The sequence below is a fragment of the Kribbella sp. NPDC026596 genome (assembly GCF_040638415.1).
GTDB lineage: Bacteria > Actinomycetota > Actinomycetes > Propionibacteriales > Kribbellaceae > Kribbella.
In genome coordinates this window covers 72191-88737 of record NZ_JBEZYF010000018.1, presented here as the reverse complement: position 1 = coordinate 88737, position 16547 = coordinate 72191, and the positions used below count along the sequence as shown (strand labels likewise).

Below are 16547 nucleotides of genomic sequence, written 5' to 3'. Positions count from 1 at the left end.
GCTCGGCGAACGTCGTCGACCCGACCCCTGGCGCGGCCACGATGACGACGATGTCGCCTCGTTCGAAAGCGTCGCGAGCCTCGTTGCAGCGCTGCTCCCACCTCGGTGGCGGAACGAAGGTCTGGTCGGTGCGGCGTCCTTCGCGATTGATCGTGGACTCGGACAGCCGGTTCTGGTCCTTCAAGTCCCGGACCGGGCTTGACTCGACGGCAAGGGTCGCACGCTTCCCGAGGAGTGCGAGCATCGACTCGATCCGGCTGATTTTGATGCGCCCCGAGGACCAGACTCCCTGGCTGTTGTACCGATCCGTGAGCACCCCGATGACAGCGCCGTCACCATGGCGGAGAACTGGTGCTCCGCTCATCCCCTGCTGTACGCCGTCCGCCCGGGCCCAGCCCAGTTTCACTCCGGTCTCGTCGGTCGCCGTTCCCTCCCATCGACCTGCCGTCGGCATCTCCCGGTAGGAGGCGTACCCCGTGCCCTCCGGCAACATCGCGTACCCGGTCAACGTAAACCTGGTATCGGAAACCTGATCGTCCGAGTACGCGATATAGGACGCGCTGGCGGGCAGATGCCCATCGGTCGTCAAGACCGCGAGGTCATGCTCGACATCGGAGGCAACCAGTCTCGCCTCCGCCCTGTCCTCGCCGGCCCGCCCCGCCAACGGCTCGAAGCGGACCATGCGTCCAGGTTGATCCTGCGACGCATCATCCACCACATGCAGAGCCGTCACCAGCACTCCTGGCGTGACCTGGAAGCAGGTTCCGACCGGACGATCCTGCGCATCGAGTATCCGGCCGTGAGACTGAATGGACGGCACGCTCATGACACACTCGCCTCGCCCTGACCGGCAATGCTTGTCCCCGCGGCGTCTGCCAGCGCATCGCCATACACGATCTTGACGCTCAGCGACGCCTCGGTGGCTGCGCTCGCAATGACGACATCGCCTTGCACCGAGAACTTCAATCCGAACTGGATCTCGACCTCGTCGGGCCGACGGCTGTGGGCCGCGACTCGCTCGCCGACCTGCACGGCTGACAAGGCGAACTGTTCGATGACTGCTTGTGCCCGGCTGAACATGTCGTGCGCCCGCTCGACGCTGCCCGGTCTCGCGGTCTGCTGCGTTCCCGGCAAGGCCACGGCCTCGATTAGAACCGGCACCCCGCCCAGCTCGGTTGAAACCAACGACCACTGCATGGAGTTCCCCCTGATGGCTCCTCGACGTCACGCCGTTTCGTAGCGTAGTGATCCATACAGGAATGCGTCCGTCACACCGGCGAGTCCCGCTCGACCTCGAGCTCTGGGATGGCCGTGAGATGCTCGAGCGACGACACGTGGCGCTTCGTCCCCAAGCGTCGGGCGGCCCGTTCCCCTACTGACGGCCGTCGAACTGTGTGTCATGAGACGGGACCTCATCAGAGCGCTGGCGACCTGCCGCATGCGGCTGAGGACAACACCGCGAGTACTGCCTGGTACTTCTGCTCCTGCACGCTCAACTCCTGCAACATGAGTCGAGTGTCAAGAAACAACCGAAGCCACCGTCAAGCATCTACCGGAGCCGCGTAAAGCAAGAGCCCGAGCCAACCTGTCATGGATGACCCGGACTCATACAGGGGATTTGTAGGCCCCGTGGTGTTGTAGGCCCCGTGGGACTCGAACCCACAACCCGCGGATTAAAAGTCCGCTGCTCTGCCAGTTGAGCTAGAGGCCCTCTCACGAGGGTGAGGGGAACAGTGTGTCAGGTTTGTCGAGGGGATTGGGCGGCGGGGGGCTGACGGGTGATCACTGTTCGGAGCGGGGTGGTCGGCGTACTCTCGGGCTCAGGGGGGAACAGGGGGCACGAGCATGGGGGTTGTGGAGCGGGCGACGATCCTCGGGGTGCATCGCGAGGTGCTGGATGCCTGGCGGGAGATCGTGGGGCAGGCGGGCACGATGGGGCTGGCCGATCGGATCGTGATCGGGGTCAAGCTGAAGGCGCGGGCTGACGCGTTGGCGGCGTATGAGGGGCTGGTTCGGGACGCGGGGGACTTGGCCGGTGATGCGCGGGCATTCGCGAAGGCGGTACGGACGCAGAATCCGCTGACTGCCGTGTGTTGCGGGGTCGGGGTGGCTGCCGGGGGGCTGGGGTTCTTCGGGTGGTGGTCGTTCCAGGCGCTGCAGCACGCGTTCACCTCGGACGCGGACGTTCCGGGGATGGCACAGACGACTGTTGCGCTGATCGGCGTTCTGACAGTGGCGGCAGGTGCGGTGATCATCGGGGTCGTGCGAGCTGCGGTGGTTGCTGCTCAGGCTGGGCTGCAGGCGCTCGAGATCTTCGGTGTCAACGAACACCCGTCCGCGGTCATGCTGCGCGAGGTTCGGCCGGCGGAGGAGCGACTGTTCGCGGTGTTTCAGCAGCGGGTGCCGGATCCACCGATCAGCGCTGTGCTGTTGATTGTGCTGGCGGTCGGCGGTCTGGTCGCCGGGATCGTCGTTGCGGCGCTGGCTGGAGTGGGCGCAACGAGCTGAGCGGCGGCGCGCCGGTTCAAGCTGGCGTTTGACCCTTTGGGTGCCTACGCTGTGTAGGCACACAGTTCAAAGCGGTCACGCTGGGGGTGTCGACTGGCGTGCTGCTTCCTCGGGGGAGGAATGACGATGGGTCTCCGGATCCATTTCGGCTGCGCTGATCTGGCGCGTACGACGATCGGTCGCGAGCCGGATCCGTTGTGGGAAGTGCTGCTCGGCATGCACATGTTGCAGACCGACGACGAGCCGGCGGTGTTCGGCTCCTGGCGTCAGCGGACCCGCGCCCGGCTCACGCCGATGGAGCGCGAACTGCTGGTACTCGCGCCACCCGTCGGCTACTCGCCCGACTTCCTCACCCCGGCCGAGTCCGCTGACGGACTCGACGCCGGGCTGGCCGCGGTCGCGGCGACACCGAAGCGTCGGCTGCACGAGGAGCTCAGCCAGTTGGCCGAGCAGGTCCGGCTGCCGCGCTGGACCCGCCGCCTCGCCGTCGGCGATCCCGCCGTACTGGCGAAGGTGTGTCAGGGCCTCAAGCACTTCCACCGCACCAAGATCGCGCCGCAGATGCCGACGATCGCCGGCATGGTCGACCGCGAGGTCAGGCTGCACAGCAACACCGTGACGACCGGCGGCTTCGAGACGCTCGCAAAGACACTGCATCCGGCCCTGCAGTGGGGTCCGCCCGTACTGCACGTCGACATGCGACACATCGAACGCGACCTGTACCTCCGCGGCCGCGGCATCCGCCTGGTCCCGTCGTTCTTCTGCTGGCGGCACCCGATCATGCCCGCCGACTCCGACCTCCCACCGGTCCTCGTCTATCCGGTTCAACACGACCCGGCCGGCGCCGAGCCGACCGAGCAGTGCGCCGATCCGGAGCGCGCGTTGGCTGACCTGCTTGGGCGTACGCGCGCCGCCGTACTGCGGACCATCTCCGCCGGCGCCTGCTCCACCAGCGAACTGGCCGCGCGGGCCGGCATCTCGCTCGCCTCGGCCAGCGAGCATGCCCGCGTCCTGCACTGCACCGGGCTAGTCACCACGCGCCGCGCGGGCAACGCCGTACGGCACACCATCAGCCCGATCGGCACCCACATCCTCACCGGTACGCACGGCTGACTGAGCAGTAGGTCACGAAACCACTGCGGTTCGTCGCGGATCCGCGCCGACCCCTCGCGGCAGATTGCATCAGGATGATATGGATCTGAATTCGTCCGGGAGGTCCGGGCGCTGACAATCCCGCCGCGGGGGGAACCGACGGCGGGTTGGGGGGAATCGTGCATTTCATTCGTGCCGCGCTGGCACCGGTCGCTCTGCTGGCCGTCGGCGCACTCGCCACCGGCTGCGGATCACCATCGGGTACGTCGAACGCCGGCGAACCGGCCGCGATCGCGAGCATCCGGGTCACCACCACACCGGCATCGACGCCGGCCGCCACCCCGACGCCGACCACGAAGGCCACCCCGACAACGACCGCGACCGCGAAGAAGCCGACGACGACCACGAAACGGGTCGTGGAGTTCCGCACGATCCCGTTCAAGAAGAAGACGGTGACGGACGACTCGATGCCGAAGGGCGAGAAGACCATCCGGACCACCGGGGTCAACGGGACGCGGCGGCTGACCTATGAGGTCACGTACGTGGACGGCGTACAGACCACCAAGGAGTTGCTGAAACAAGAGGTGGCCAAGCAGCCGCGGACGCAGGTGACCGCGGTCGGCACGAAGGTCGAGGAGGAGAGCGGGTCGTCGGGCTGCGATCCCAACTACAGCGGGGCTTGCGTCCCGATCGCGAGCGATGTCGACTGCTCGGGCGGCAGCGGCAACGGACCGGCGTACGTTCGCGGCCCGGTCACTGTTGTCGGCGTAGACATCTATGACCTCGATCGCGACGGGGACGGGACCGGCTGCGACTCATAGCCGGCGGATGGCGGTGAGCTGGAGGTCGAGGGTCACGTCCGGGCTGACCAGGATCGTGGTCACGGCGTTCCAGTTCGCCCGCCAATCCATGCGGTTGATCGTCTGTGTCGCCTCGAAGGTGACGTCGCCCGTCAGCTTGAACGGGATAGTGATCGAGTGCGTGACGCCCCGGATGCTCAGGTCGCCCTTGACGTTGAAGGTCGTCTCCGTCACCTGCTCGACTCTCGTCGACGTGAAGGTGATCGTCGGGTACGCCGCGGCGCCGAGGAAATCCTTGCTGAGTTGAGCATCCCGTCGCTTGTCGCCGGTCTCGATGCTGTCCGTCCGGATCGACAGCCAAGCACTCGACCTGGCCGGGTCGCCGCCGTCCAGGTGCGCGGCGCCGTCGAACGTACCGAACCGCCCGCGCACCCTGGTACCGAACCGGTGCCGGGCAACAAACCCAATCCGCGTCTGCTCCGCGTCGAGCACGTAGTCGCCGGTTAGTTGACTGAGTCTCGTCGTCGTTGTCATGCCAGTACGACGAGATACCGCCACCGAGTGTCAGGCGGTGGCGCGCTTCTTCTCGAGGCGTTGCTGGTCTGGCCATTTGACGTCGTATGCCCAGCCGAGTCGTTCGAGTTGCTTGATCAGCCAGGCGTTGATGTCGACTTGTCCTTTGAGTACGCCGTGGCGTGCGCACGTGGGGTCGGCATGGTGGAGGTTGTGCCACGACTCGCCTTGGCTGAGGATGGCCAGCCACCAGACGTTTCCTGACCGGTCGCGGGATACGAAGGGTTTGTCGCCGGTGACGTGACAGATCGAGTTGATCGAGAATGTGACGTGGTGCATCAGGGCGATGCGGACCAGGGTGCCCCAGAAGAATCCGGTAGCGGCGCCGTGCCACGACCTGTCCCACAGTCCTCCGATCAGCGCCGGTGCTAGCAAAGAGATCGCCGCCAGTCCGCGGAAATGCCGCGAGATCGATACCATGTCGTGGTCGTTCAGGAGGTCTGGGGCGTAGTGCTTTGGGTCGGCGCGGTCTTCACCCCATAGCACCCAGCCGACATGGGCGAATATGAATCCTTTGGTCACCGCCCACGCGGTGGTGCCGTAGCGCCAGGGGGAGTGTGGATCTCCGTCTCGATCGGAGAACTTGTGGTGTTTGCGGTGGTCGGCGACCCAGCGGATGACCGGACCTTCGAGGGCCAGACTCCCGGCGATGGCGAGTGCGATCTTGAGGCCACGCTTGGTCTTGAAGGATCCGTGGGTGAAGCCGCGGTGGTAGCCGGCGCCGATGCCGGTCGCGGTGAGCGCGTAGAACGCGACCAGTAGCACGATGTCGTGCCAGTTGATCCATCCGCCCCACGCGAAGAAGATCCCTGGCAGCATTGCGAGCGTTGGCACGACGATGAACACCCAGATGAGTCCGCGTTCGAGCTTGCCGCCGACGGGTTGGAATTCGCCCGGCGGCGAATCATCGGAACGTGCTGCTGAAGTCATGGTCCGGTCCAGATGTTGGTCTACTGAGGGGCCGGCACTCGGGCATGGGTGAGCTGTCCCCGCGCCGTACCTATCAAGTTCCCAAATCCGCCACCATCCACTCGTGGACCGCGCCGCGCCCCGGACCGGATGGCTAGGCGGGCCAGTGGGGGGAGCGGCCGAGGTGGGCGACGATCTGGTCGAGGCGGTCGTCGCCGGACCAGGTGATGTCGGGGGCGAAGGCGGCGCCGGGGGTGAGCCGGGGTTCACCGGTCGGAACGATTTGCGCGACGGTGTGGGCGGCTTCGAGGAGGTCCGGGGCGAAGGTGACCGTGGTGCCGAGGGCCTTGGCGACGTCCCAGCTGTGGACGACGTAGTCGATGAAGTGGAAGCTGATCGCCTGGTGGCCGGGGAAGGAGGCGCCGAACTCGTGGAGGGGGAACTGGCGCTCGGTGACGCCGTCTTCGGCGAAGGCGGCCAGGACGTGTTCGGCGGAGGTGATGTAGGCCTTCACCGGGTCGTCGCCGAGGTCGCGGAGCTTCCAGATCGCCGCATTGTCTTCGCCGCGAGAGGCGGCCGCGAAGCCGTAGTGCTGGGTGGCCATGTGGGCGAGCAGGCCGTAGAGGGTCCAGGCCCGGCACGGCGTCGGCTTGGACAGGTCGTCGGAGGTGGCGCGCGCCACCAGGTCGATGCTGGCCCGTACGGCGTCGGCGTCCAGGGATACGTAATCAGTAGGCATGCGCTTATCGTATGCGCAATCATATGATTGCGCCAGTGTTATCTTCCGCTTGTGACCGATGAGCGCCCCGACCTCGCAGCGATGCTGTATCCGCTGGTGCGCGCGCTCATCGCGGAGGAGCTGCCGGTACTCGCGACGCACGAGGTCTCGATGTGGGGGTACTCGGTGCTCACCGCGCTGGACGAGACCCCCGTGCGTACGCAGGCGGCCCTCGCCGAGGCGATCGGTGCGGACAAGTCACGCATCATCGGCACCCTCGACGAGCTCCAGGACGCAGGCCTGATCGAGCGCACCCCGGACCCGGATGACCGCCGGGTCCGCCTGCTCTCGATCACCACGCAAGGCCGTCGCGTACGCCGTGCCGTCCGCAGGGACATCCGCGTTCGCGAGGACCGCCTCCTCGCCAAGCTCCCACCCAAGGACCGCGAAGCCTTCCTCCGAGCCCTCCGCCACCTCCACGACACCCGCTGACGTTCAACCCCGCGATGGAGCCGGTTCCCCCGCGGGAGTGATCCGTACGGCGGCCGCACCCAAACAGACTGTCCGCATGGCAACCATCGCGGAGACACGCACCTCGGTGCCGACCGCAACCCTGATCTGGGCAGCGTCGTACGGAGGCCTGCGCGTCTGGTTCGCCACCGGCCACGCGCCAACCTGGAAGCTCCCGGGTCGCGACCTGCTGATTCCGGACTGGATCGCGGTAGCGGGATGCCTGGTCAGCGCCGCCGCCGTGATCGCCCTCAGTCGACAGCCGAAGTCCCGGTGGCTCATCGCGACCTTGTGGGCCTTCGCGGCCGGCTGGGTAGCAGTGGCTGGATTCGCCTTGCTCGACGTGGTCGGCGGTCTGCTTCCCGGCCTCGGAATCCCGTTCGATCTGCCCGGGATGCTCAGCCGATTCACCGCGCTCGGAGGCGCGGTCCTGCTCGGAAGCACAGCCCTGGCCTACCAGCGACGCCTCGACCCGACATGCATCCGCTGCACAGGCCAGCCGCGTCCCACCGCAACTCCGCACTGGCCGGCCTGGCTCGCCGTAGCCGGCTGTCTGACCCGCCTCGCTGCCCAAGCCGCGGTCGGATTCGACACCACCCCGTACCAAGGCGGCCTCTCGATGATCGTCTTCGAAGGCGGCTTCCTCCTCGCCGGAACCGCCTTACCCCTGTTGCTCGTCTACCGCCCCGGCCGGATCTTCCCGCGCTGGATGCTGCTCCTTCCCGGTGCCGGGCTGGGCGCCGGCATCACGGCGTACTTCGGGGTCGGACTGCTCCAGATGATCGGCGCCGCACTCCAAGGCAAACCCGTGTACGGCGACGTCGGCCTGCCGGACGCCTTCTTCTGGGTCGCGGTCCCGGCCTATCTCGTCTGGGGTGTCGGCCTCGGCATCGCCGCCTACGGCTACCACCTCCGCACCCGCAAACCCTGCACGGGCTGTGGACTGTGATTTGATCCTGTACAGAATGGTGGCGAGAACAGCAGCCAAGTGAGCAGGAGCGCCGATGGCCGATGACCGGGCGGCGCTGTTGCGTGAGCTGCATGATGTGCATGCGCCCGCGCTGTGGCGGTTCGTCGTCCGGTTGACGGGTGACGATCGGCTCGCGGAGGACGTCGTCCAGGAGACTCTGCTCCGGGCGTGGCGCCGGCCGCAGATCCTGACCGAGGACGAAGCGGGGGCCCGGGCCTGGCTGTTCACGGTGGCGCGCAATCTCGTCATCGACGACCGGCGCAGTGCCCGGGTCAGCCGCGAGGTGGCCAGCGGCGACCTGCCGGAGAACCCGAGCGCCGACCACGCCAACACGGTACTGGACGCGTGGCTGGTGGCGGAGTCGCTGGCTCAGCTGTCCGAGGAACATCGGCAAGTGATCGTTCGTGCGTACTACGGACGCCGCACCGTCACCGACATCGCCGAAGAGCTGGACATCCCGTCGGGCACCGTGAAGTCGCGGCTGCATTACGGGCTGCGGGCGTTGAAGCTCGCGCTGCAGGAGAAGGGGGTGACGAGCCAGTGAGCGACCCGTACCGCGAATGGGACGCGGCGTACCTGCTCGGAGCGTTGTCGGCGAAGGACCGACGCGCGTACGAGGAGCATTTGCAGACGTGTGACGAGTGTTCGGCCGGGGTGGGATCGCTGGCCGGGGTGCCCGGGACGCTGACCGCGCTGCCGGCCGACCGGGCCCTCGCGACCATCAACGACGCCCCGCCGAACCTGTTGCCCGACCTGGTCCGCACAGTGCAGCGCGACGTACGCCGCCGGCGCGTGCGGCTCGGCGTATTGATGACTGGAGTCGCCGTGGCCGCGGCCGTGATCGGCGCGGTGATCGCGATCCCGCTCACCCGCGAGCAGCCGCAGGGGGACTACGTCGTACTCGCGCAGACCGTGGCCAGCAAGCTGTCCGCGGATGCCCGGCTGGTCCCGGAGCGCTGGGGTACGACGATCGAGATCAGCTGCCGGTACGACGAACTCGCAACACCGAGCGAACGGGCCCGGGGCTACGAGTTGTACGTCACCGACACGTCGGGGAAGTCCCAGCTGCTCGCGAGCTGGACCGCGTCACCGGGGACGACGGTGAAACCGGCGGCGACCACGAAGTTGCAGCGCAACGAGATCCAGGCGCTGGACATCCGCAGTTCCGAGACCGGCCGGGTCCTGCTCGCTGTGCATTTCTGATCACTGTCGGCGTGATTGCCGGTCGGCGCGCGGGGCACTTGGAAGTCACGAGTGACGGTCGCTCGAGAGGCCGCCGATCGAGACCCCGGTGTTCAGGGACGTGCGCCGGGGTCGTCCTCTGCCCGGGCACAAGGACGCCGTACGCAAAGATTTCCGTCGATCCTGTAACACTCGGCCCGTCACCGGCGATACACCGTGTGTAACGCCATTGAGGATCCTGTCCCAGGTCAACCGCCCGAAGGGCCTGGGGCGGGGTTCTCGTTCGCCGCCCAGGCGCCCCGGCCGCGTTACGCACGAAGGCCCCCGGAGGAATCCTCCAGGGGCCTTCGTGCTGTTATCCCCTCCTCAATTCAACGCACCGACCTCGGCGCGCTACGACGCTCGTTCGGTCGGGCCGTCCGACTCCGGCAGAGCGATCCGGTCCGCCGGCAGGCGTTCCGTCCGCTCGTTTCCGTCGTCGCCCTCGTACTGCACCAGACCGGTCCATCCCGTCTCCTCGTGCTCGCGGCCGATCAGCCAGCCGCGACGCCATTGGCCGTCCGCATGGACGACTACATGGCTGGGCAGAGGGAGGCGGGACACCAGATCGGTGCCGGGCTCGAACTCAGTCATGGCCGAAGGCTAGGTGGTTTCCGCGTTATGCGCCTCCCCCGGCGCGTCATTCTCACGGGGTTCTCAGGGCTGCAACTCCCGGACAACGCCTACCGGCAAGCCAAACTCACGCACCGAGCCGCTCACCTTCAACGCCCGCCCACCAGGGATGTGACGAACCCAACCCTGATCCAACGCATGCGCACACAAAGCAGCACCGACAGCGCCGGCGAGGTGCGGCCTTCGCTCGGTCACGTCCAGACATGACCGAACGGCGGGCCGTCCGCGCCGCGGCTCGACCACGATGCCGAGCTCGTCCAGCCACGCCGTACCCGACGGTGTCAGCGCGATCCCCTCCGACCAGTCGAGCAGCCCGCGCTCGGTCATCGCGTCCGCGAGCGCGACGCCGAGTTTCCCGGCCAGGTGGTCGTAGCAGGTCCGGGCCCGGGCGAACGCGTCCCGCTTGCTGACCGCGGCCAGACTGTGCGCAACCTCGGTACGCCGTGGTGCGAGCGCCGAGAGTCCTTCGATCAGCTCGGCCGTGTCCGGACCGGCGAGTTTCACGTACCGATGCCGGCCCTGCCGCACCTCGGTCAGCAGACCGCCGTCGACGAGCAGGTTGAGATGCTCACTGATCGTCGGCCGCGACACCTTCGCCACCCGGGCCAGCTCGGTCGCCGTCCACGCCCGTCCGTCGAGCAACGCCACGCACACCGTCGCCCGCGTCCCATCGGCCAGCATCCGGGCCCAAGCAGCCAGCTCCTGTCCCTCGGTCCGCGTGCTCATGCATCCCATCATGCCGTCCCGACAGTTTGGTCCGGGCCGAAGCGACCGCCGCCTAGCGTCGAACGCATGACCCACCTGACGATCGAACCGTCCATCCTGTACGTCGGTACACCGATCGCACTGCTGTCCACCGCGAACGACGACGGCACGGTCAATCTCGCCCCGATGTCGTCCGCCTGGGCACTCGGTGACGTCGTCGTCCTCGGCGTGGGCGAATCCGGTCAGACCGCCCACAACCTGCAGCGCCGGCCCGAGCTCGTGATCAACTACCCGTCACCCGCGCAGTGGGAGGCGGTCGAGCGGATCGCTGGCCTCACCGGCCGTCATCCGGTGCCGGACGCGAAGAAGGCCCGCTTCCGGTTCGAACGGGAGAAGTTCAAGGCAGCGGGGCTGACCCCGGTCGCTTCCGAGCGAGTCGGCCCGCCGCGGGTCGCCGAGTGTCCACTGCACTTCGAGGCGACCGCGGTTCAGGTCGACTTCGATGCCGGTGGCACCTTTCTGATCATCCAGGCGAAGGTGCTACGGGTCCACGCCGACGAGCGGATCGTCGTACCAGGAACGTCGTATGTCGATCCGGCGGCCTGGTCGCCGCTGCTCTACAACTTCCGCCATTACTTCGGCCTCGGCCCCGAACTGGGCGAATCCTTCCGCACCGAGACACCTAGACAAGCCGCAGGCGATCGACTTCCTCGTCGCTGAGGACGACATCCAGACTCGCCAGTGCCTCGGGCAGATCCTGCGCTGGTACGACGCGCTCCGTCGTCCGGCCGTCGGCGTACTCGACCGTGAGCTTGTCCCCGACCAGACGACGTACGACGCCGTCGGCGACCCGCATCACCACGGGACGGCCGGTGAAGGGCGAGTTCGGGTGGGTCGAGACGTAGTGGTGGTAGACCTCGTAGTCGATCGCGCGGACCGGTTCGTCGTTCGACGCGTGCTGGGGGGCCCAGCCGTCCACGGTCTGCTTCGACAGCGTCCACACGTCGTCGTCGAGGGTGAGCCGGTGATCCCAACCGCCTTGGTCGATGACGACTCCGTCCTTCATCGGCGTCGGGTACAGCTGCCCGGCGCCGAAGCCGACGTCGGCCAGGAAGTCCTGGCCGTCGACGCCGACTTTGAGGAGGGCATGCGTACGCGGTCCGGCCTTGTGAGGCTGGACTCGCGCCACCCGGCGGGTCACCTCGAATCCGAGACGTTCGAGTGCGGCGCTGAAGAGCAGCGCGTGCTCGTAGCAGTAGCCGCCGCGCTGCCGGCGGACGAGCTTGGCCTGGATCGCGTCCAGGCCGATGCCGGGATGCGTGCCGAGGATGACGTCGATGTTCTCGAACGGGATCGCCAGCACATGCGCCCGGTGCAGACTGCGCAGGCTGTCGGCCGACGGGGATACCCGGGCGTGCCCGATCCGGTCGAGGTAAGCGTCCAGGTCGAGGTCTTCGGTCTGCCACATGACGCTTACCTCAACACTTCAAGACGACTTGAGGTCAAGCTCGGTGAAGAGGGTCAGCTGAATCCCGCCTGGTGTCTCCAGGCGGGCGTTCAGCGAGTTCCACGGCGTTCGGGTCGGTTCGGCGATCACGGTGGCACCGGCCTCGGCCAGCGTCCGCGTCGTCGCCGCGGAGTCGTCGACCTCGAGCGCGACCCGGTACTTCCCGGCCACCCGGCGGCCGACCTCGACCGCATCGATGTAGTCGGCCTGTGCCGGATTCGCGATCTCGAGTGTCGCCCGCCCGGCCTCGAGGATCATCACTCGCGCGTCTTCCGTGGCGTACGACTCCCGCTCGGGCAGCCCGAGCACGTCCCGGTAGAACGCCACCGCCTCGTCGTAGTCGTCCGCCGTCACGACCAACCGCAGTTCCTTGACCGTCATGCCCCCAGTATCAGTCCTACGGAAGCAGGGACACCTGGTAGTGCGAGATCAGCCAGTCGGCACCGACCCGGCGCAGGATCACGCTCAGGTAGACCGGCAGCGTCGGGCGGTCGGTGAAACCGAAGTCGACCGCGAGGTAGCCGAGGATCAGGTCGTCGGCCGGCCGGCGGTGCTCCAGGATCCGGTACGCCGCGGTCAGTCCGATCGGCTGCGAGTCGTAGTACTCGGCGACGGCGTCCGGGCCCACGCCGTACGGATGAAGGCCCTGGAAGATCGCGTCGTCGGTGAAGTACGACGCCACCCGCTTCGGGTCGTGCGCGTCGACACCCGCCTTCCACTGGTCGAGGACGGTGCGCAGAATGTCGTTGTCGGTCATGGAAATCTCCTAGTTCGGTTGGTGGCGGACGAGAGCAGCGGCGGTGGCGGCGAGTGCCACCACGCCGGCGCTGATCAGGAGCGCCTGGTGGTATCCGTTGTGTAGCAGGGGTCCGACCGCCAGCGGGCCGACGATCTGGCCGAGGCTGTAGCCGGTGGTGAGGATCGCGACGGCGCGGGGGACGTGGAGGTCAGCGCCGATCGCGAGCACGATGTTGGCGACACCGAGGAACGTCGCACCGAAGAGCGCCGCCGAGATCAAGGCCGCCGCGACCCCGCCGATCAGGACGGGTAACGCAATCCCGACAGCTTGGAGGAGCAATGCCACGAGGAGCAGGAGCGGACGCGGCCAGCTCCGGCCGAGCCAGGCCCACAGGGCTGACGAGGGCAGGGCGGCCAGGCCGACGATGATCCAGGCGCCGCTGCCGACCCGGCCGGAGGAGGCGGTTTCGTTGATCGCGGCAACGAGGAACGTGCCCGCGATGATGTAGCCGACGCCTTCCAGTGAATAGCTGGTCAGCAACGCGGTGAAGTGCCGCGATCCGTTGCCCCGCTCAACCTTCACCTGAGCGGGCGCGGGGGCGGTCAGGTGCCAGGCGGGCACAGTGCAGGCGACGGTCAGTACGGCCGTCAGCCACCACGCCTGCCGCCAACTACCGCCGATCAAGACCGCGCCGGACACTGCGATGCCCGCGCCGACTCCACCGAAGATCCAGCCCACCTGGTGGCTGTGCAGTCGGGGGAGTACGGCGCTGACGGCGATCACGAAGACCAGTGCGCTGGCGACTCCGGCGATCAACCGCAAGCTGAGCCAGAAGATCCCACTGTGGCTCAACGGCATCAGCGCCAGCGTCGCGGACAGAAGCAGCAACGAGAGTCGCAGTGCCCAGCGGGAGTGGGTCAGTCTCGGTACGACGATCGCGGCCAGCGCCCCGGCGAGATAGCCGGTGTAGTTGGCTGTTGCGAGCGCCGCTCCGAGTCGTGGGGTCAGCCCGGCCTGCGCGTGCATGATCGGGAGGATCGGGGTGTAGGCGAAACGCCCGATCCCCATCCCGCCGGCCAGCGCCGCCGCCCCTTGACCCACCACCCGCCAGGGTTTCATCAGCGGCCGGCCTGCTGGCCGCCGTCGACGTGCAGGATCTCGCCGGTGACGAAGTTCGCGCCTTCGAGGTACGTGACGGCCTCTACGATCTCGTCGATCTCACCCATCCGGCCGACCGGGTGCAGTGCCGCCAGGAACTCGTGCGTCTCCTCCGGGTGCATCGGCGTACGGATGACGCCGGGGGCGACCGCGTTGACCCGGATGCCGCGGGCGGCGTACTCGGTGGCCAGCGACTTGGTGACCGAGTTCAGGCCGCCCTTGGTCAGCGACGCGAGCGCGGACGGCACCTTGCTGTCGGCGTGCTCGGCCAAGGTGGTGGTGATGCTGACGATGTGCCCGCCCTCGTTCTCGAGCATCGCGGACACCGCGCGCCGGGTGATCTCGAAGAATCCGCGCAGGTTCACGCCGTCGACCAGGTCGAAGTCTTCGTCGGTGTACTCGGTGAACGGCTTCGCGACGAACACGCCGGCGTTGTTGACCAGGGTGTCGATCCGGCCGAAGGTGTCCAGCCCCTGCTCGATCACGCGGATGCCCACGCCCGGCTGGGCGATGTCACCGGCGACCGCCAGGATCAACGGGTCGTCGGAGCGCTCGATCGTGCGCGAGTTCGCGACGACGGCGTACCCGAGCTTGCGGTACGCCGTGACGAGACCGGCACCGATGCCCTGGGAGGCTCCGGTGATCACGGCGACTTTCTGGGTATTCATGGTTCTCGCTTTCTCGAATGGATGTACTTCGATACTCGTCGAACCATCGGTGGTTTTCCACGACCGCTTTGCTCCCAGCTAGGAGGCTCCGCCTACTACGATCAGCGCGTGGAGCTTCGGCAGTTGCGGTACTTCGTGGCGGTCGCCGAGGAGCTGAACTTCGGCCGGGCCGCGGCCCGGTTGCACATCGCCGGGCCGTCGCTGTCGCAGCAGATCAAGTCGCTCGAGCGTGATCTCGGTGTGCGGTTGTTCGAGCGGGACCGGCGGACGGTCGCGCTGACCACGTTCGGGGAGACGTTGCTCCCGCAGACGCGGGCGTTGCTGGAGCAGGCCGACGCATTACGGCGTACGGCGGCCGGCTTTGCGGCGAGCGAACCGGTGCGGCTCGGCTACGTCAGCTGGCGCCCGCCCGATCTGGTCGAGCGCGCGTCCGCGGTGGCGCAACTGCGGGTGGACGCGTGGGTGATGCCGTCCCACACGCAGGCCGCCCGGGTCGCCGACGGGAGCATCGACCTGGCGATCTGCTGGGTGCGGGCCACCGACCTCGCCGAGCAGGAACTGACCGGCCGCCTCATCGGTGCGGACCGCCTGTACGCCGTCTCACCCGGGCGCGACGAGTCCGCCGTACGCGCGAAGGACACCGCCGTACTGCTCGACGCCGACACCGCGACGTGGGCGTCGTGGAACATCTATGCGGCCGAATTCGCCCGCTCGACCGGTGCCGAGCTGGTCCGGATCGACGACCACGGGATCACCGGGCCGGCCTTCTTCGATCACGTCCGGCGGTTGCGGAAGCCGGTGGTCAGTTCACCCAAGCGCGATGACACGCCACTGCCCCGGGACTTCGTTCGCCGTCCAGTGGCCGACCCGATCCCGGTCTGGACCTGGGCTCTGGTGTCGCGTCGCGACGAGATCCGTCCGGCGGTGCTTGCCGCCATCGAGGCGCTGACTCGGGACATTGCGGTCGACTTGGATCCGGCGACGTCTTGGCTGCCTGCCGACGATCCGTTCCGCGACGGCGCCTACCAGCCCTGAGCGAGCGCGGTCGTCCGCGGGGCCGGGGTGAGGCGGTAGCCGGTGTTCGCCGAGAACTCGGCCGACAGCGCGAAGCGGTCCCCGCGGACCACGGTGTGGCGCCACTCGACCGGTCTGTTCTGGACGGTGCCCTGGCGAATGATCGAGAAGGCCGCAGCCTCAGCCGGGCAGTGCAGCAACGCCCGCTCGGCCGGCGTCGGGTTGATCGCTCGGATGTCCTCGCGGCCGTGGTCGAGACTCACCCCGGTCCGGACGGCGAGCTCGTTATAGAGGCTGGTGTGGGTGAAATCGGCCGCGAGCAGCGCTTCGGCGAGTGACGCGGGCAGCCAGACCCGGTCCAGGGCCAACGGTTCGTCACCGGCGTACCGGAGGCGCTCGAGGTAGAGCAGTGGGCTCGACCCCTCCAGGTCGAGCCGGGCCGCGATGACGCCGTCGGCTCTGATGTCGAGCGCCCGTACGACGCTGTGCTGAGGCAGACCGGACGCCTCGACGGACGAGAACAGGCTGTAGAGCGCGCCCATCGGCTGGCGGATCTCCGGCGCGGTGGCGACTCTTGGCTGGCGACCACGTTCGGCCACGATCAGGCCGTCCGAGCGGAGCTGACCGAGTGCCTGGCGGACCGTGTGCCGGCTCACCTCGTACTCCTCGACCAGCGCGAGCTCACCGGGGAAGGCGTCGTCGAACTCTCCGGAGCGCAGCCGCCGGACCAGGTCCTCCTGCAACTGCTTCCAGAGCGGCTGGCCGCCAGTGCGGTCGAGCCTGCGCACGGTCATCCGATTCCCGCCTCCCGGCTTGCCAAAT

The 16547-nt window shown here is 67.8% G+C and carries 21 protein-coding genes, 1 tRNA gene and 1 pseudogene; 9 read left to right on the top strand and 14 right to left on the bottom strand.

Annotated elements, in window-relative coordinates; translation table 11 throughout:
- Positions 1–325: 325 nt before the first annotated feature.
- The 3 genes and pseudogenes from AB0E63_RS17505 to AB0E63_RS17495 form a co-directional block, all read right to left on the bottom strand.
- A pseudogene (locus AB0E63_RS17505) lies at positions 326–826 on the bottom strand (serine protease); the annotation flags it as partial.
- On the bottom strand, positions 823–1197 hold the full coding sequence (locus AB0E63_RS17500; RefSeq protein WP_360366561.1) for a CU044_2847 family protein: 375 nt from the start codon (positions 1195–1197) through the stop codon (positions 823–825). The gene AB0E63_RS17500 and the pseudogene AB0E63_RS17505, both read right to left, overlap by 4 nt.
- A 441-nt stretch (positions 1198–1638) precedes the next feature.
- Positions 1639–1711, bottom strand: a tRNA-Lys gene (locus AB0E63_RS17495).
- A 134-nt stretch (positions 1712–1845) separates the two neighbouring features.
- Here AB0E63_RS17495 and AB0E63_RS17490 point away from each other — a divergent pair.
- The 3 genes from AB0E63_RS17490 (at position 1846) to AB0E63_RS17480 (ending at position 4421) form a co-directional block, all read left to right on the top strand.
- Entirely contained in the window at positions 1846–2508 is a 663-nt protein-coding gene (locus AB0E63_RS17490; RefSeq protein WP_360366559.1) for a hypothetical protein, read from the top strand.
- 126 nt (positions 2509–2634) lie between these two features.
- Positions 2635–3621 (top strand): transcriptional regulator, encoded by a 987-nt coding sequence (locus tag AB0E63_RS17485; RefSeq protein ID WP_360366557.1) that lies wholly within the window; start codon positions 2635–2637, stop codon positions 3619–3621.
- A gap of 158 nt (positions 3622–3779) precedes the next feature.
- Positions 3780–4421 carry a G5 domain-containing protein gene (locus AB0E63_RS17480; RefSeq protein WP_360366555.1) on the top strand — a complete coding sequence of 214 codons (642 nt, stop codon included), beginning with the start codon at positions 3780–3782 and terminating at the stop codon, positions 4419–4421.
- Here AB0E63_RS17480 and AB0E63_RS17475 read toward each other — a convergent pair.
- The 3 genes from AB0E63_RS17475 to AB0E63_RS17465 all read right to left on the bottom strand — a co-directional run bounded on the left by AB0E63_RS17475 (position 4416) and on the right by AB0E63_RS17465 (position 6621).
- Positions 4416–4934 (bottom strand): YceI family protein, encoded by a 519-nt coding sequence (locus AB0E63_RS17475; RefSeq protein WP_360366554.1) that lies wholly within the window; start codon positions 4932–4934, stop codon positions 4416–4418. The genes AB0E63_RS17480 and AB0E63_RS17475 overlap by 6 nt on opposite strands.
- A 30-nt stretch (positions 4935–4964) precedes the next feature.
- On the bottom strand, positions 4965–5903 hold the full coding sequence (locus AB0E63_RS17470; RefSeq protein WP_360366552.1) for a fatty acid desaturase: 939 nt from the start codon (positions 5901–5903) through the stop codon (positions 4965–4967).
- A 133-nt stretch (positions 5904–6036) separates the two neighbouring features.
- Entirely contained in the window at positions 6037–6621 is a 585-nt protein-coding gene (locus AB0E63_RS17465) for a TIGR03086 family metal-binding protein (RefSeq protein WP_360366550.1), read from the bottom strand.
- 51 nt (positions 6622–6672) lie between these two features.
- On the opposite strand from AB0E63_RS17465, the gene AB0E63_RS17460 reads away from it, so the two are divergent.
- The 4 genes from AB0E63_RS17460 (at position 6673) to AB0E63_RS17445 (ending at position 9283) form a co-directional block, all read left to right on the top strand.
- A complete protein-coding gene (locus AB0E63_RS17460) occupies positions 6673–7092 on the top strand; it encodes a MarR family winged helix-turn-helix transcriptional regulator (protein ID WP_360366548.1) in 420 nt (139 codons plus the stop codon).
- 76 nt (positions 7093–7168) lie between these two features.
- Positions 7169–8059, top strand: a complete 891-nt coding sequence (locus tag AB0E63_RS17455; RefSeq protein WP_360366546.1) for a hypothetical protein — start codon at positions 7169–7171, stop codon at positions 8057–8059.
- A gap of 55 nt (positions 8060–8114) precedes the next feature.
- A complete protein-coding gene (locus tag AB0E63_RS17450) occupies positions 8115–8624 on the top strand; it encodes a sigma-70 family RNA polymerase sigma factor (RefSeq protein WP_360366544.1) in 510 nt (169 codons plus the stop codon).
- Complete coding sequence (locus AB0E63_RS17445) at positions 8621–9283, top strand: zf-HC2 domain-containing protein (protein ID WP_360366542.1); 663 nt, start codon at positions 8621–8623, stop codon at positions 9281–9283. The genes AB0E63_RS17450 and AB0E63_RS17445 overlap by 4 nt, the downstream gene beginning before the upstream one ends.
- A gap of 372 nt (positions 9284–9655) precedes the next feature.
- Here AB0E63_RS17445 and AB0E63_RS17440 read toward each other — a convergent pair whose 3' ends face one another.
- Both AB0E63_RS17440 and AB0E63_RS17435 read right to left on the bottom strand, forming a co-directional pair.
- The gene (locus AB0E63_RS17440) at positions 9656–9895 is read right to left on the bottom strand and encodes a hypothetical protein (protein WP_360366541.1); all 240 of its coding nucleotides are present in this window, start codon (positions 9893–9895) and stop codon (positions 9656–9658) included.
- A gap of 63 nt (positions 9896–9958) precedes the next feature.
- On the bottom strand, positions 9959–10660 hold the full coding sequence (locus tag AB0E63_RS17435) for a helix-turn-helix domain-containing protein (protein WP_360366539.1): 702 nt from the start codon (positions 10658–10660) through the stop codon (positions 9959–9961).
- A gap of 66 nt (positions 10661–10726) precedes the next feature.
- On the opposite strand from AB0E63_RS17435, the gene AB0E63_RS17430 reads away from it, so the two are divergent.
- Positions 10727–11359, top strand: coding sequence for a flavin reductase family protein (locus AB0E63_RS17430; RefSeq protein WP_360366537.1), 633 nt, complete (start codon positions 10727–10729; stop codon positions 11357–11359).
- Here the strand turns inward: AB0E63_RS17430 and AB0E63_RS17425 are convergent.
- From AB0E63_RS17425 to AB0E63_RS17405, 5 genes are read right to left on the bottom strand one after another with little or no spacing between them, the layout of a single operon-like run.
- Positions 11322–12107 (bottom strand): arylamine N-acetyltransferase, encoded by a 786-nt coding sequence (locus AB0E63_RS17425; protein WP_360366535.1) that lies wholly within the window; start codon positions 12105–12107, stop codon positions 11322–11324. The two genes, AB0E63_RS17430 and AB0E63_RS17425, sit on opposite strands and share 38 nt — an antisense overlap.
- Before the next feature lie 18 nt (positions 12108–12125).
- Positions 12126–12527 (bottom strand): VOC family protein, encoded by a 402-nt coding sequence (locus AB0E63_RS17420; protein ID WP_360366533.1) that lies wholly within the window; start codon positions 12525–12527, stop codon positions 12126–12128.
- A 16-nt stretch (positions 12528–12543) separates the two neighbouring features.
- On the bottom strand, positions 12544–12903 hold the full coding sequence (locus AB0E63_RS17415) for a nuclear transport factor 2 family protein (RefSeq protein ID WP_360366531.1): 360 nt from the start codon (positions 12901–12903) through the stop codon (positions 12544–12546).
- Between the two features lie 9 nt (positions 12904–12912).
- The gene (locus AB0E63_RS17410; RefSeq protein ID WP_360366529.1) at positions 12913–14004 is read right to left on the bottom strand and encodes a YbfB/YjiJ family MFS transporter; all 1092 of its coding nucleotides are present in this window, start codon (positions 14002–14004) and stop codon (positions 12913–12915) included.
- Positions 14004–14711 carry an SDR family oxidoreductase gene (locus AB0E63_RS17405; protein WP_360366528.1) on the bottom strand — a complete coding sequence of 236 codons (708 nt, stop codon included), beginning with the start codon at positions 14709–14711 and terminating at the stop codon, positions 14004–14006. Before AB0E63_RS17405 ends, AB0E63_RS17410 begins: the two co-directional genes overlap by 1 nt.
- A gap of 108 nt (positions 14712–14819) precedes the next feature.
- Here AB0E63_RS17405 and AB0E63_RS17400 point away from each other — a divergent pair, with 108 nt between their 5' ends.
- Complete coding sequence (locus AB0E63_RS17400) at positions 14820–15746, top strand: LysR family transcriptional regulator (protein WP_360366526.1); 927 nt, start codon at positions 14820–14822, stop codon at positions 15744–15746.
- Here AB0E63_RS17400 and AB0E63_RS17395 read toward each other — a convergent pair.
- Positions 15734–16519 carry a GntR family transcriptional regulator gene (locus AB0E63_RS17395; protein WP_360366524.1) on the bottom strand — a complete coding sequence of 262 codons (786 nt, stop codon included), beginning with the start codon at positions 16517–16519 and terminating at the stop codon, positions 15734–15736. The genes AB0E63_RS17400 and AB0E63_RS17395 overlap by 13 nt on opposite strands.
- Positions 16520–16547: the final 28 nt, after the last annotated feature.

Bases quoted from the DNA above. Each gene is read 5' to 3' on its own strand.
- AB0E63_RS17500 (WP_360366561.1), bottom strand. From the start codon at position 1,197: ATGCAGTGGTCGTTGGTTTCAACCGAGCTGGGCGGGGTGCCGGTTCTA.
- AB0E63_RS17490 (WP_360366559.1), top strand. From the start codon at position 1,846: ATGGGGGTTGTGGAGCGGGCGACGATCCTCGGGGTGCATCGCGAGGTG.
- AB0E63_RS17485 (WP_360366557.1), top strand. From the start codon at position 2,635: ATGGGTCTCCGGATCCATTTCGGCTGCGCTGATCTGGCGCGTACGACG.
- AB0E63_RS17475 (WP_360366554.1), bottom strand. From the start codon at position 4,934: ATGACAACGACGACGAGACTCAGTCAACTAACCGGCGACTACGTGCTC.
- AB0E63_RS17470 (WP_360366552.1), bottom strand. From the start codon at position 5,903: ATGACTTCAGCAGCACGTTCCGATGATTCGCCGCCGGGCGAATTCCAA.
- AB0E63_RS17465 (WP_360366550.1), bottom strand. From the start codon at position 6,621: ATGCCTACTGATTACGTATCCCTGGACGCCGACGCCGTACGGGCCAGC.
- AB0E63_RS17455 (WP_360366546.1), top strand. From the start codon at position 7,169: ATGGCAACCATCGCGGAGACACGCACCTCGGTGCCGACCGCAACCCTG.
- AB0E63_RS17450 (WP_360366544.1), top strand. From the start codon at position 8,115: ATGGCCGATGACCGGGCGGCGCTGTTGCGTGAGCTGCATGATGTGCAT.
- AB0E63_RS17440 (WP_360366541.1), bottom strand. From the start codon at position 9,895: ATGACTGAGTTCGAGCCCGGCACCGATCTGGTGTCCCGCCTCCCTCTG.
- AB0E63_RS17435 (WP_360366539.1), bottom strand. From the start codon at position 10,660: ATGAGCACGCGGACCGAGGGACAGGAGCTGGCTGCTTGGGCCCGGATG.
- AB0E63_RS17430 (WP_360366537.1), top strand. From the start codon at position 10,727: ATGACCCACCTGACGATCGAACCGTCCATCCTGTACGTCGGTACACCG.
- AB0E63_RS17425 (WP_360366535.1), bottom strand. From the start codon at position 12,107: ATGTGGCAGACCGAAGACCTCGACCTGGACGCTTACCTCGACCGGATC.
- AB0E63_RS17420 (WP_360366533.1), bottom strand. From the start codon at position 12,527: ATGACGGTCAAGGAACTGCGGTTGGTCGTGACGGCGGACGACTACGAC.
- AB0E63_RS17415 (WP_360366531.1), bottom strand. From the start codon at position 12,903: ATGACCGACAACGACATTCTGCGCACCGTCCTCGACCAGTGGAAGGCG.
- AB0E63_RS17410 (WP_360366529.1), bottom strand. From the start codon at position 14,004: ATGAAACCCTGGCGGGTGGTGGGTCAAGGGGCGGCGGCGCTGGCCGGC.
- AB0E63_RS17405 (WP_360366528.1), bottom strand. From the start codon at position 14,711: ATGAATACCCAGAAAGTCGCCGTGATCACCGGAGCCTCCCAGGGCATC.
- AB0E63_RS17395 (WP_360366524.1), bottom strand. From the start codon at position 16,519: ATGACCGTGCGCAGGCTCGACCGCACTGGCGGCCAGCCGCTCTGGAAG.